11 protein-coding genes and 1 pseudogene are annotated in these 11,960 nt (G+C 72.8%); 6 read left to right on the top strand and 6 right to left on the bottom strand.

Features of this window, described 5'->3' with window-relative positions; translation table 11 throughout:
* Positions 1 to 65: 65 nt before the first annotated feature.
* From AB5J87_RS30420 to AB5J87_RS30410, 3 genes and pseudogenes are all read left to right on the top strand, one after another.
* Entirely contained in the window at positions 66 to 488 is a 423-nt protein-coding gene (locus AB5J87_RS30420; protein WP_369381216.1) for a GNAT family N-acetyltransferase, read from the top strand.
* Between the two features lie 203 nt (positions 489 to 691).
* A pseudogene (locus tag AB5J87_RS30415) lies at positions 692 to 1,993 on the top strand (hemolysin family protein); the annotation flags it as partial.
* Between the two features lie 476 nt (positions 1,994 to 2,469).
* The gene (locus tag AB5J87_RS30410; protein ID WP_369381214.1) at positions 2,470 to 3,492 is read left to right on the top strand and encodes a hemolysin family protein; all 1,023 of its coding nucleotides are present in this window, start codon (positions 2,470 to 2,472) and stop codon (positions 3,490 to 3,492) included.
* Positions 3,493 to 3,989: 497 nt separating this feature from the next.
* Here the strand turns inward: AB5J87_RS30410 and AB5J87_RS30405 are convergent, their stop codons facing one another.
* Together AB5J87_RS30405 and AB5J87_RS30400 are read right to left on the bottom strand one after the other, a co-directional pair.
* The gene (locus tag AB5J87_RS30405; RefSeq protein WP_369381213.1) at positions 3,990 to 4,304 is read right to left on the bottom strand and encodes a holin; all 315 of its coding nucleotides are present in this window, start codon (positions 4,302 to 4,304) and stop codon (positions 3,990 to 3,992) included.
* A 461-nt stretch (positions 4,305 to 4,765) separates the two neighbouring features.
* Positions 4,766 to 5,851, bottom strand: coding sequence for a maleylpyruvate isomerase family mycothiol-dependent enzyme (locus AB5J87_RS30400; RefSeq protein ID WP_369381212.1), 1,086 nt, complete (start codon positions 5,849 to 5,851; stop codon positions 4,766 to 4,768).
* Positions 5,852 to 5,918: 67 nt separating this feature from the next.
* On the opposite strand from AB5J87_RS30400, the gene AB5J87_RS30395 reads away from it, so the two are divergent.
* The 3 genes from AB5J87_RS30395 (at position 5,919) to mug (ending at position 9,060) form a co-directional block, all read left to right on the top strand.
* Positions 5,919 to 6,719, top strand: a complete 801-nt coding sequence (locus AB5J87_RS30395) for an SGNH/GDSL hydrolase family protein (protein ID WP_369381210.1) — start codon at positions 5,919 to 5,921, stop codon at positions 6,717 to 6,719.
* A gap of 318 nt (positions 6,720 to 7,037) precedes the next feature.
* Positions 7,038 to 8,480: an adenylosuccinate lyase gene (purB, locus tag AB5J87_RS30390; RefSeq protein ID WP_369381208.1), complete on the top strand. Its 1,443-nt coding sequence runs from the start codon at positions 7,038 to 7,040 to the stop codon at positions 8,478 to 8,480.
* 28 nt (positions 8,481 to 8,508) lie between these two features.
* The gene (mug, locus tag AB5J87_RS30385; protein ID WP_369381207.1) at positions 8,509 to 9,060 is read left to right on the top strand and encodes a G/U mismatch-specific DNA glycosylase; all 552 of its coding nucleotides are present in this window, start codon (positions 8,509 to 8,511) and stop codon (positions 9,058 to 9,060) included.
* Between the two features lie 165 nt (positions 9,061 to 9,225).
* Here the strand turns inward: mug and AB5J87_RS30380 are convergent, their stop codons facing one another.
* The 4 genes from AB5J87_RS30380 to AB5J87_RS30365 all read right to left on the bottom strand — a co-directional run bounded on the left by AB5J87_RS30380 (position 9,226) and on the right by AB5J87_RS30365 (position 11,944).
* Positions 9,226 to 9,627 carry a hypothetical protein gene (locus AB5J87_RS30380; protein ID WP_369381206.1) on the bottom strand — a complete coding sequence of 134 codons (402 nt, stop codon included), beginning with the start codon at positions 9,625 to 9,627 and terminating at the stop codon, positions 9,226 to 9,228.
* Between the two features lie 108 nt (positions 9,628 to 9,735).
* Positions 9,736 to 10,173: a hypothetical protein gene (locus tag AB5J87_RS30375; RefSeq protein ID WP_369381205.1), complete on the bottom strand. Its 438-nt coding sequence runs from the start codon at positions 10,171 to 10,173 to the stop codon at positions 9,736 to 9,738.
* Between the two features lie 40 nt (positions 10,174 to 10,213).
* Positions 10,214 to 10,960: an ABC transporter permease gene (locus tag AB5J87_RS30370; protein WP_369381203.1), complete on the bottom strand. Its 747-nt coding sequence runs from the start codon at positions 10,958 to 10,960 to the stop codon at positions 10,214 to 10,216.
* Positions 10,961 to 10,963: 3 nt separating this feature from the next.
* The gene (locus AB5J87_RS30365; RefSeq protein WP_369381201.1) at positions 10,964 to 11,944 is read right to left on the bottom strand and encodes an ABC transporter ATP-binding protein; all 981 of its coding nucleotides are present in this window, start codon (positions 11,942 to 11,944) and stop codon (positions 10,964 to 10,966) included.
* Positions 11,945 to 11,960: the final 16 nt, after the last annotated feature.

Here is an 11,960-nt window from a genome sequence, read left to right as displayed (position 1 = left end):
GCCTGCTCCGTCCCGCATCCTGGAAACCGGTCGCCGGGGCCGGGTGCCGGTGATGGGATGCCGTCATGAACGATCTTCGGATACGGGCGGCGGACCCGGACGACCTCGACGCGGTCCTCGCCTTCTGGAAGGGCGCGGCCGAGGGCGCCAGCATCAGCGACGACCGCGACGGCGTCGAGCGGCTGGTCGCCCGCGACCCCGAGGCGCTGCTCCTCGCCGAGCGGGGCGGCGAGCTGGCGGGCACGGTGATCGCGGGGTTCGACGGCTGGCGCTGTCACCTCTACCGGCTCGCGGTCCATCCGGCCCACCGCAGACAGGGCGTCGGCGCGGCCCTCCTCGACGCGGCGGAGGAACGTTTCATACGGCTGGGCGGCCGACGTGGCGACGCCATGGTCCTGGACCGCAACGAGAGCGCGCACCACGCCTGGCGCGCCGCCGGATACGCCCCCGAGCCCCAGTGGTCCCGCTGGGTCAAACCGCTCGTCTGAGCCCGTGGCACCCGGCCCGCCCCCGGCCCGCGCGATCCACACCCACGCCACTTTGCCAATGCTTTACCATGGGGGCAACTGTCCTCGACTGAAAGGTGTGAGCGTCCGCCCATGGGCGAGCCTCCCAGTACCCGTCCCCGTACCGGTACCCGACATCGCGCGATCCTCCTGCCCCTGCCCGATCATGGGACGGAGGTGAACCGATGACCGAAGTGCTTCTGCTCGTGGTGGCCGTGCTGCTCTCGTTGGCCTGCGGGGCCTTCGTCGCGGCCGAGTTCTCGCTCACCACGATCGAACGCGGCGAGCTGGAGCGGGCCGTCGAGCGCGGCGAGCGCGGCGCGGGCAGCGCCCTCAAGGCCGTCCGCAGCCTCACCTTCCAGCTCTCCGGCGCCCAGCTCGGCATCACCGTCACCAACCTGGTCATCGGCATGCTCGCCGAGCCCTCGATCGCCAAGCTGATCAGCGGCCCGCTCGGCTCACTCGGACTGTCCGACTCCGTGTCCCACTCGGCGGCGCTCGTCCTGGGCACCGCCCTGTCGACCGTCTTCCTGATGGTCGTCGGCGAGCTGGTCCCCAAGAACTGGGCCATCTCCTCGCCGCTGGCCGTGGCGAAGGTCGTCGCGACACCGCAGCGCGCCTTCAGCGCGGCCTTCCGCCCGTTCATCAGCCACCTCAACAACACCGCCAACCACATGCTGCGACGGCTCGGCCTGGAGCCCGCCGAGGAGCTGGCCTCCGCCCGCACCCCGCAGGAGCTGGTCGCCCTGGCCCGCCACTCCGCCAAGGAGGGCGCCCTGGAGGCCGACACCGCCGAGCTCTTCGTCCGTACGCTCAATCTGGCCGAGCTGGACGCCGAGAACGTGATGACGCCCCGCGTCCAGGTCACCGCGCTGGAGGTGCACGCGACCGCCGAGGACGTCGCCAACGCCACCCGCGCCACGGGCCTGTCCCGCTTTCCCGTCTACCGGGGCAGCCTGGACACCGTGGTGGGCATAGCCCACATCAAGGACGTCCTCGCCATCCCCGCCGAGCAGCGGCCCCGCCACCCGGTCACCGAGCTGCTGCGCGAACCGCTGCTCGTCCCCGAGACCCTGACCGTGGACCGGCTGCTGGACCAGCTGTACGGCAAGCGGACCATGGCCGTGGTCATCGACGAGTACGGCGGCACGGCCGGTGTCGTCACCCTGGAGGACATCGTCGAGGAGGTCGTCGGCGAGGTGCGGGACGAGCACGACCCGCACGAGCGCGCCGACCTGGCCGGCGCCGGTGAGGACGCGGACGGCCGCGCCCTCTACTCCGCCGACGGCGCCGCCCGCACCGACCAGCTGGAAACCATCGGGCTGCGCGTGCCGGAGGGCCCGTACGAGACGCTGGCGGGCCTGCTCGCCACCGAACTCGGCCGGATCCCGGCCCTCGGCGACAGCGTGGAGCTGGCCGGCTGGCGGCTGGACGTGGTCGACGCCTCGGGCCGCCGGGCCGCGCGGGTACTGCTGCACGCGCCGCTGCCGGGCGACGAGGAGGACGAGGACGACGGCGTCCGCCGCCGCCGGGACGGACGCGGCCACCGCCACCACTTCCGCCACCGCCGTGGCGAGGCCGCCGGACGGCCGGACGCGGGTGGGCCGCCGTCGCCGGGAGGTGCCGGGTCGGCCGAGGAGACAGGGGCTGGCGACGAGTCCGGGGCCGGGGCCGGCAATGGGTCCGGGGCCGCTGGCGGGGCCGGGACCGGGACCGGCGATGGGTCCGGGACCGCTGGCGGGGCCGGGACTGCTGACAGGTCTGGGAACGGCGACGGGTCCGGGTCCGGCGACGGGTCTGGGACCGGTGACGGGTCCGGGCCCCGGTCCGCTGGCCGGTCCAGGACCGGCAATGGATCCGGGACCACTGACGGGTCCGAGTCCGGGACCGGGATCGCTGACGGCTCCGGTTCCGGTCGGGGAGCCGCCCCCGATGCCGGGCGCAACGACGAGGGGGCCGGACGATGACCGTCATCCAGTTGCTGATCGGCCTGGCGACGCTGGTCGTCAACGCCTTCTTCGTGGGCGCCGAGTTCGCGCTGATCTCGGTGCGCCGCAGCCAGATCGAACCCCTCGCCGAACAGGGCAACCGCCGCGCGCGCAGCGTCATCTGGGGCCTGGAGCACGTATCGGCCCTGATGGCGGCGGCCCAGCTGGGCATCACGCTGTGCACCCTGGTGCTCGGTGTGGTCGCCGAGCCCGCCATCGAGCACCTGCTGGAGCCGCTGTTCCACCTGGTCGGCGTCCCGGACGGCGCCGCCCGCCCGGTCTCCTTCTTCATCGCGCTGGCCCTGGCCACGTATCTGCACATGCTGCTCGGCGAAATGGTGCCGAAGAACATCGCCCTGGCCGAACCGGCCAGGACCGCGCTGCTGCTCGGCCCGCCGCTGGTCACGCTGGCCCGGGCGCTGCGCCCGGTGATCTTCACGATCAACGCCTTCGCCAACACGCTGCTCAGGCTGCTGCGGGTGGAGACGAAGGACGAGGTGGCGGCCACGTTCTCGGACGACGAGCTGGCCCGCATGGTGCGGGACGCCGGGGACGCCGGCCTGCTCGACGACCGTGCGGCCGAGCGGCTGCACGACGCCCTGGAGCTGGGCCGACGCCCGGTCCAGGACGTGGTCGTACCGCTGGAGAAGGTCGTCCAGACACCGGTCGGCACCACCCCGGAGCAGTTGGAGCGGCTGGCCTCGCTGTCCGGCTTCTCCCGCTTCCCGGTGGTGGACTCGGGCGCCCGCATCCTGGGCTATCTGCACGTCAAGGACGCGCTCGACGCGGCGCCGCGCGATGTCGCCTTCCCGGTGACGGCCCTGCGGCCGATCGCCCGCGTACGGGCGTCGACGCCACTGGACGACGTCCTGACCGCCATGCGCCGCAGCCGTACGCACCTGGCGGCCGTACTCGGCGAGGACGGCCGGCTGGCCGGCCTCGTCACCATGGAGGACGTCCTGCGCGAACTGGTCGGCAGACCGGACACGGCGGCGTAGCCGGTCGGGCCGGGTCGCTGAGGGGGCTGCCGGGCTATCGGGCGGGCTCCCTGGGGGCGGGCCTGTCCGCTGGGTGGGCCCCTGGGGGGCGCGGCCTGGCTTTCACGTGGGGCCCCTGGCGGCAGGCTCACCGGTCGGGCTGGACCCTTGGGGTGGCCCCGACCGGTGAGGCCGAACCCCCATGGGGCGGCCTCACCGGTCGAGCGGGGGCCCCGGGGGACCAGCCCGACAGTCACGCAGGCCCGGGCGATCCGGCTAGACCGTCACGCGGGCCGCCGGGGTCCGGCTTAGCCGTCACACGGACCGCCCGGGGGCGGTCCAGCGGTCAGGGCCTCCGGCCCAGCGATCACCTGGGCCGGGGCACCGGGGCGGCTTAGCGGTCACTCGGCCCCCGGGGTCCGGCCCAGAGATCACGCGGCCTCGGGGGCCGGCCCATTGGCCCCGCGGGCCCGGGGCGGCCCCCAGCCATCAGGCCCCAGGGGCGGCCGGGGTGCCGCTCAGACGGCCGGGTCGGCGGGGCTTCCGGTTCCCGCCGCCGGGGCCGACGCGGGCGCCGGAACCGTGGCCGGCTTGGCGGGAGCACCCTCCGGGGCCGTGGTCTCGGTGAGACCCGGGCCCGGCCGCCCCAGGCCGGACGACCCGATCGCCATCAGCACGGAGAGCAACGTCGCCATGCCCGCCGTCGCCAGCGCCGCCTTCCAGTCCACGTCCAGCAGACTGGTCGCCCCGGCCGCCAGCACCGCGGCCAGTGACTGGGCGAACGTCCGGATGGCTCGCTCGGCAGTGGCCTTCCAGAAGGCTTTGGTGAACATGGAACGCTCGCTCTCTCGTACGTCGTGAACTGATGCATGACCAAGTGGTCGATGGAGCCGGGTAGTTGGCGTGCTCCCGGCATACCGCTAAACACCCCGCGCCAACAGCTCCCCGGGGTCACGGTTCGGACCAGGGGCGTACGCCGTGGTGCGACGGCGGCTCGTACGGCGGTGCGGGGGAAGTTCGTACGGCGCTGCAGGCGAGGGCCTACGGGGCGGGGCCCCGCCGGATCCAGCCCCGCCCCGGCCCTTCGCAAGGCGCCCCTCGGCACGGTCCTGGCGGCGCGCCCGGTACCGCACCAGACACCGCTCGGCAAGGTCGTGGCGGCACGTCCGGTACGGCAACACCGCTCGGCACGTCCTGGCACCGCGCCCGCTGCGGCCCCGATGCGGCCCGCCCCTCCCCGACTTCGCCGCCAACCCCTACGCGCGCGACCGCCGAAGCCGCCCGCAGTGGCTGGTCAGAGCACCGTCGCCGCCAGCCAGGCGTCCAGCACCACACGGTCGCCCCGGACCGTGAACTCAGCGCCCCCCGCCTCCCGCCGCCCGTAGACCAGGAGCAGCAACTCCCCCGCCGGGCCCGCCACGGTCACAGCGGCGTCGCCGCGCCCCGCCTCGCCGGACCCCGCCTCCACCGGGGCGCGCCCGGCCGCGTCGCGCGCGGTGTTCTCCCAGCGGAAGCCGCCCTCACCGCCCAGGACGACCGTCCAGGCTGCGCCCGTGTCGGTGGCGCACAACCGCAGGGAAGCGCCTTGCTGGCCAAACCCCCCGTCCCGGCCGAGCTCCGCGACCCGATCGGCGACGGGCACGAAGAACGGCAGGTTCTCCAGGAACTCCTCGATCCCGTCCGCCGCCGCGCACGCCTCCACCCTGGGTGCGCGTCCCAGCGCGAGCTCGGCGTCGGCCAGGTGCACCACGGCCTCGAAGAGCAGCCGCCGGGCGTAGAAGCGCACGTGCTGGTCGGCCCCGGGCGACCACATCGGCGTCTCGGGGTCGGCCGAACGCAGTGCCCTCAGCGACTCCTCGGCCGCCGCCGCCAACCAGTCCGGATACTCCCCGACGTCGTCCGGCACATCGAGCCGTACTTCCCTCGGCCACACCCGCTCGCTCACCCGGTGCTCCACCAGATGTGTGATCCAGCGGTGCGTGGTGCCGTGGTGCCGGGTCAGATCGGCGAAGGTCCAGCCGGGGCAGCTGGGCACCGGGGCGGCGGGGTCCGCCGTCCGCACGGCCTCGACGAACCGCCGGACAGCGCTCTCCACCGCGTCGCAGTACAGCTCGTGCTGGTCCTCGTCGAGCCCGAACCCGTCCCCGACCTTGAGGAGGTCGTCCCGCCAGGGCCCGGCCGGTTCGCGCAGCGCCGCAGCCCGGAAGAGCCCGGCGAGGCGCCGTCGGTCGGCCGGGGCGAGACGGTCCAGGATGTAGGCGCTGCCCTCCAGCCACTTCACCGCGGTGTCCGGGTCGAGCACGTCCTCCTCGCAGGTGTCCACCGCGGCCACCAGGCTCGCCAGCGCCTCCGCCAGAGCCTGCTCCAGCGCCTCGCTCATCCGCTTCTCCCCCTCGCCGTCGCCACCCGGACCGCGTGACACTACCGCGCGGTACGATCGCACCGCCATGGAGATGAATGCCAGCTACACAAGCTTTGTCGCAGTCGGCGATTCCTTTACCGAGGGCATGTCCGACCTGCTGCCCGACGGCTCCTACCGCGGCTGGGCGGATCTGCTCGCGGCCCGCCTCGCCGCCCGGACGCCGGACTTCCGGTACGCCAATCTCGCCGTGCGCGGCAAGCTCATCGGCCAGATCGTCGAGGAGCAGGTCGGCCCCGCCGCCGCGATGCGCGCCGATGTGGTGACCCTGGTCGGCGGCCTCAACGACGCCCTGCGCCCCAAGTACGACATGGACCGGGTCCGCGCGCTGCTCACCGAGGCCGTCGAGAAGCTGGCCCCGTCCTGCGGGCAGCTCGTCCTGATGCGCAGCCCCGGCCGCAACGGCCCGGTGATGGAACGCTTCCGCCCGCGCATGGAAGAGCTCTTCGCCCACATCGAGGACCTCGCCGCCCGCCACGGCGCCCTGGTGGTGGACCTGTACGGGTCCGCCGCGCTCGGCGATCCCCGGATGTGGGACGTGGACCGGCTGCACCTCACCGCCGAGGGGCATCGCCGGGTGGCGGAGGCGGTCTGGCAGACCCTCGGCCTGCCGCCCGAGGACGACTGGCTCGCCCCGCTGCCGTTCTCCCCGCGCCCGCGCTGGGCCACCCGCCGCGTGGCCGACGCCCGGTTCGCCCGCGAGCATCTGGCCCCCTGGATCGGCCGCCGTCTCACCGGCCGCTCCTCCGGCGACGGCCGCCCGGCAAAGCGCCCTGACCTCCTCCCGTACCCGACGCCCCGACCGACGGACGAGACACCACAGCCCTGACACCACGGTCCCGGAGCTACGGCGCAACGCCCACGGCCCCAGGACGGCAGCTCGGCAGTCACGGCCCCGGGGCGTCGGCTCGACATCCGCAGCCCGGGCCCGGGGATCAAGGGCCGGGACCGGGGCCTGGGCAGGGGCTGGGTCCGAGGCCGGGACCGGCACCGGCCAAAGGCCCTGCTTCAGGGAGCCGGGCGCCGGTCCGAGAGCCGCCGAGCCACCGCCACCCGGACGCGCCCTCGACGTGACCCCGCTCTCGTAGCAAGCCACAAACCGGACCGGGGCGCTGGCCTGCATAAATGGCCAGTAGAATCTGGACACGTGACTGCTGTGTCTGCGAAGCCTCGCATCCCCAATGTCCTGGCCGGCCGCTACGCCTCCACCGAGCTGGCCGTCCTCTGGTCCCCCGAGCAGAAGGTGAAGCTGGAGCGCCAGCTCTGGCTCGCGGTGCTGCGCGCGCAGAAGGACCTCGGGATCGAGGTACCGGACGCCGCCCTCGCCGACTACGAGCGCGTCCTCGACCAAGTCGACCTCGCCTCCATCGCCGAGCGCGAAAAGGTCACCCGCCACGACGTGAAGGCCCGCATCGAGGAGTTCAACGCCCTCGCCGGGCACGAGCAGGTCCACAAGGGCATGACCTCCCGCGACCTGACCGAGAACGTCGAGCAGCTCCAGATCCGGCTCTCGCTGGAGCTGATGCGCGACCGCACCGTCGCCGTCTTGGCCCGCCTCGGCAAGCTCTCCGCCGAATACGCGGAGCTGGTCATGGCCGGCCGCTCGCACAACGTCGCCGCCCAGGCCACCACCCTCGGCAAGCGCTTCGCCACGGCCGCCGACGAGCTGCTGGTGGCCTACGGCCGCCTCGAAGACCTCCTCGGCCGCTACCCGCTGCGCGGCATCAAGGGCCCGGTCGGCACCGCCCAGGACATGCTCGACCTGCTGGGTGGCGACGCCGCCAAGCTCGCCGAGCTCGAACAGCGCATCGCCGGTCACCTCGGCTTCGCCCACGCCTTCACCTCCGTCGGCCAGGTCTACCCCCGCTCGCTCGACTACGACGTCGTGACCGCCCTGGTGCAGCTCGCCGCCGCGCCCTCCTCGGTCGCCAAGACGATCCGCCTCATGGCCGGCCACGAGCTGGTCACCGAGGGCTTCAAGCCCGGCCAGGTCGGCTCGTCCGCGATGCCGCACAAGATGAACACCCGCTCGTGCGAGCGCGTGAACGGCCTCATGGTCATCCTGCGCGGCTACGCCTCGATGACCGGCGAGCTCGCCGGTGACCAGTGGAACGAGGGCGACGTCTCCTGCTCGGTGGTACGCCGGGTCGCCCTGCCCGACGCGTTCTTCGCGTTCGACGGCCTGCTGGAGACCTTCCTCACCGTGCTCGACGAGTTCGGCGCCTTCCCCGCCGTCGTGGCCCGCGAGCTGGACCGCTACCTGCCGTTCCTCGCCACCACCAAGGTGCTGATGGCGGCCGTGCGCGCCGGGGTCGGCCGCGAGGCCGCCCACGAGGTCATCAAGGAGCACGCCGTCGCCTCCGCGCTCGCCATGCGCGAGCAGGGTGCCGAGCGCAACGAGCTCCTCGACAAGCTGGCCGCCGATGACCGCATGCCGCTCGACCGCACCCAGCTCGACGCCCTCATGGCCGACAAGCTGTCCTTCACCGGCGCGGCGGGCGACCAGGTCGGCGCCGTCGTCTCCCGTATCGAGGAGATCGTCAAGCAGCACCCGGCCGCCGCCGGCTACACGCCCGGGTCGATCCTCTGACCCGGCCCACCACCCCGGGGTCCGCCCGATGACCCCCGAGGAACTCCAGGCCGCCCGCGACAGCGTCATCCCCGACGTCGCCGCGGGCGGTCTCTCGGTGCTCTTCTGCGGCATCAACCCGAGCCTGATGTCCGGCGCCACGGGCCACCACTTCGCCCGCCCCGGCAACCGCTTCTGGCCCGTCCTCCACCTCTCGGGCTTCACCCCGCGCCTCCTCAAACCGTGGGAACAGAGCGAGTTGCTGACCTACGGCCTCGGCATCACCAACGTCGTCGCCCGAGCCACCGCCCGCGCCGACGAACTGAGCGCCGAGGAGTTCCGCGAAGGCGGCGCCCTGCTGACCGCCAAGGTCGAACGGCTCCGTCCCCGCTACCTCGCCGTCGTCGGCGTCACGGCCTACCGCACCGCCTTCGACGACCGCAAGGCTCAGATAGGCCCGCAGACCCGCACCATCGGTGCCACCCGTATCTGGGCCCTCCCCAACCCCAGCGGCCTCAACGCCCACTGGACCGCCCAGACCATGGCCCAGGAGTACGGCAGGCTCCGCGAAGCAGCGGAAGCAACGGCGGACCAGGGCTGAGACGCGGCCCCGGGCAGCACCCCAACAGCACTGCCCGGCCGAGCCCCTCAGCGACCCCGGAGTCGACCGCGCCACCCGCTCGGCGGCCCCCGATCTCCTGACACCGGCCCCCGGCAACCGCTCGAACGGGCCCGAACCGTCACCCCGCCGAGCCAACCCCGAGTCCTACCCCGCAGCCACAGGCCCCCGCCTGCGCAGCCGGATCACCGCGTCCACGGCATAGCTCTGCGTCCAGATCCGACCCGCGTCCGACTTCCATGTGATGTGCGCCGTCGAGATCGCCTCATCCACCTTGACCCCGTCCACCGTCATCGACTGGTCGGCGTCACGCACGTCCCCGCGCCGCAGCTCCCGCGCCTGCACCGACACCGGCTCCGACAGCATCGGGCTCTCCGCTTCGTCCGCCGCCCGCACCAGCGCCGCCGCCAGCTCTCTGGCCTGCGCCGGGCCGAACTCGGCCACCGACGGCTCCGCGCCGCCCACACGGCTCGACAGCCGCACCACACCCTCCGCCACGACGGTCACCTCCGCCGTACCGCCGCCCAGCTCTGCCACTGCGTACGCCATCACGATCTCCTCATTCGCCGGCGAGAGACGGCGACCCACCAGGACGTTACGCCACCCCGGCCCACCGGCCCGCTCGCGCCACCGCAGGTCAACCGCCTGCCCGCTCCTTCACGGCGGGTCGATCTCGGTGACCACCGCGATCAGCTGGAACTCCAACTCCCTGTCCCACTGCGAGACACCGATGGCGATCCAGCGGCCGTCCACCCGCCAGAGGTGGAGGTAGGAGACGCTGCTGCTCAGCTCCACCCACGGCTCGGCTATCTCCTCCCCTTCCATGCTCCGGGTCAGCACGCTCCAGAGGTGGAACATCTGGGCCGCGCCCCACCGGTCGTTGAGCCGCTCCGCCAGGGCCTCGCACTCTGCCTCGTACTGCGCCTCCACTTCGAGGCGTCTGCTGCCGTCGTCGTCCCAGAAGTCCTCGCTCCTGCTGAGCTCCGCCAGGTGGTAGCCGGGGCCGCTGGTGGTCGCCCCCGATCTGCCGCACTCCGCGGGGAAGTCGCGGGCGCGCAGCAGATCGATGACTTCGAGATGCCGTGCGGTGGTCATGGGGTCAGTAAACCCGCCGCCACTGACAATTGGCCTCCAGTCAGGCATCCCGGCGCCGCAGCGCCCACCAGCCGGCCATCACGGCCAACCCGGTCCACGCGGCCAGCACCGCCATACCGCTCCAGGCGCCCAACGGCCCGTCCGGGTGGAGCAGCAGGATCTGGCGGCCTGATCGGTCCGGCATGAAGTCCGCCGCACCACCGCCCTTCGACACGTCCCTCACCACGAACGGCACGATCAGGAACAGCGGCACGAGCACGCTCATGGCGCCGGTGACACTGCGCAGCAGGGCCGCGAGGCCCGCGGCGAGCAGGCTGAGCAGGGCCAGATAGACGGAGCAGCCGACCACCGCGGCGAGTGCCCCCGGATCGCGTATGCCTATGCCGAACCCCTTGTCCATGAGCGCCTGGCCGGACAGGAACGAGGTCAGACTGGTCACGAGACCGACGGCCAGGGTGAGGCCACCGATCACGGACAGCTTCGCCCGGTAGAACAGCCCCCGGTCGGGCACGGCACCGAGTGAGATCCGTATGGCCCCGTTCCTGTACTCGGCGGCCATCGCTGTCGCCCCGAAGGTGAGGGCGGCCATCTGGCCGAAGTTCAAGCCGTAGTACGAGAAGAGGACCGGGTCGAAGTCAGTACTGCCGGGCTCCGGGCGGCCGAGCGTGGCGCAGGCGAGCACGGTCAGTCCCGCCGTGGCCAGGAAGACGGTTATCAGCGAGCCGACGAGGGAACGGAGCGAGCGGACCTTGATCCACTCGGCGTGGAGAACTGCGGGGAACGACACGGCTCATACCTCCTGGTCGGGCGTCGCACGAACGGAACGGGTGTGGGTGTGGGTGTGGTGGTCGGTTCGGTCAGTGGGTGCGGACGCGAACTGCGCCTCGTCCGCGGTCAGGTCGAGGTACGCCTGCTCCAGCGTCGCCTTCTCCGTCGCCAGTTCGAGGATCGGGATGCCTTCCGCCGCGGCGATCGGGCCCACGTCCTCGACCTGTGCGCCCTCGACGGTCCAGCGGCCGTCGTCGTCCTGGACCGGTGCGAAGCCCCGGGAGGTGAGGACGGCGTGCAGACGGCGGCCTTCGGTGGTCCGCAGGCGCACCCGTGGCTGGATGCGCGAGTCGATGAATTCCCGCATGGGGGTGTCGGCGAGCAGCCGGCCACGGCCGAGGACGACCAGGTGATCCGCGAACGAGGCGGTCTCGTTCATCAGATGGCTGGAGACCAGGACCGCCCGGCCCTGCCGTGCCAGACCTCGCATCAACTCCCGGATCCAGATGATCCCTTCCGGATCCAGGCCGTTGGAGGGCTCGTCAAGGATCAGCACCGAAGGGTCACCGAGCAGCGCCGCGGCGATTCCGAGCCGCTGGCGCATACCGAGGGAGAAGGTCTTGACGCGACGCCCCGAGACACTGGCGATGCCCACCTCTTCCAACACCTCATCGACGCGACGTGCCGGTATTCGGTTGCTGGCGGCCAGCGCCCGCAGATGGTTCCGCGCTGTGCGCGAGCCGTGCGCGGCCTGGGCGTCCAGGAGCGCGCCGACGTGGCGCAGCGGCTCCGCATACCCCGCGTACGGGCGACCGCCGATCGTGGCGGTGCCCGATGTCGGGCGGTCCAGGCCGAGCACCAGGCGCATGGTCGTGGACTTGCCGGCGCCGTTGGGGCCGAGGAAGCCGGTGACCTGGCCGGGCCGCACGCCGAATGTCAGGCGGTCGACGGCGCGGGTGGTTCCGTACTCCTTGGTGAGGTCTTGGACGTCGATGCTGGTCATGCCTCAACATTCGCCG

The organism is Streptomyces sp. cg36 (assembly GCF_041080675.1).
Classification (GTDB): Bacteria; Actinomycetota; Actinomycetes; order Streptomycetales; family Streptomycetaceae; genus Streptomyces.
Note: the sequence above shows the minus strand (reverse complement) of the source record. Positions and strands in the feature narration are given on the sequence as shown.

Coding starts and splice junctions, on each gene's coding strand:
- AB5J87_RS30420 (WP_369381216.1), top strand. CDS start 66: ATGAACGATCTTCGGATACGGGCGGCGGACCCGGACGACCTCGACGCG.
- AB5J87_RS30410 (WP_369381214.1), top strand. CDS start 2,470: ATGACCGTCATCCAGTTGCTGATCGGCCTGGCGACGCTGGTCGTCAAC.
- AB5J87_RS30405 (WP_369381213.1), bottom strand. CDS start 4,304: ATGTTCACCAAAGCCTTCTGGAAGGCCACTGCCGAGCGAGCCATCCGG.
- AB5J87_RS30400 (WP_369381212.1), bottom strand. CDS start 5,851: ATGAGCGAGGCGCTGGAGCAGGCTCTGGCGGAGGCGCTGGCGAGCCTG.
- AB5J87_RS30395 (WP_369381210.1), top strand. CDS start 5,919: ATGGAGATGAATGCCAGCTACACAAGCTTTGTCGCAGTCGGCGATTCC.
- mug (WP_369381207.1), top strand. CDS start 8,509: ATGACCCCCGAGGAACTCCAGGCCGCCCGCGACAGCGTCATCCCCGAC.
- AB5J87_RS30380 (WP_369381206.1), bottom strand. CDS start 9,627: ATGGCGTACGCAGTGGCAGAGCTGGGCGGCGGTACGGCGGAGGTGACC.
- AB5J87_RS30375 (WP_369381205.1), bottom strand. CDS start 10,173: ATGACCACCGCACGGCATCTCGAAGTCATCGATCTGCTGCGCGCCCGC.
- AB5J87_RS30365 (WP_369381201.1), bottom strand. CDS start 11,944: ATGACCAGCATCGACGTCCAAGACCTCACCAAGGAGTACGGAACCACC.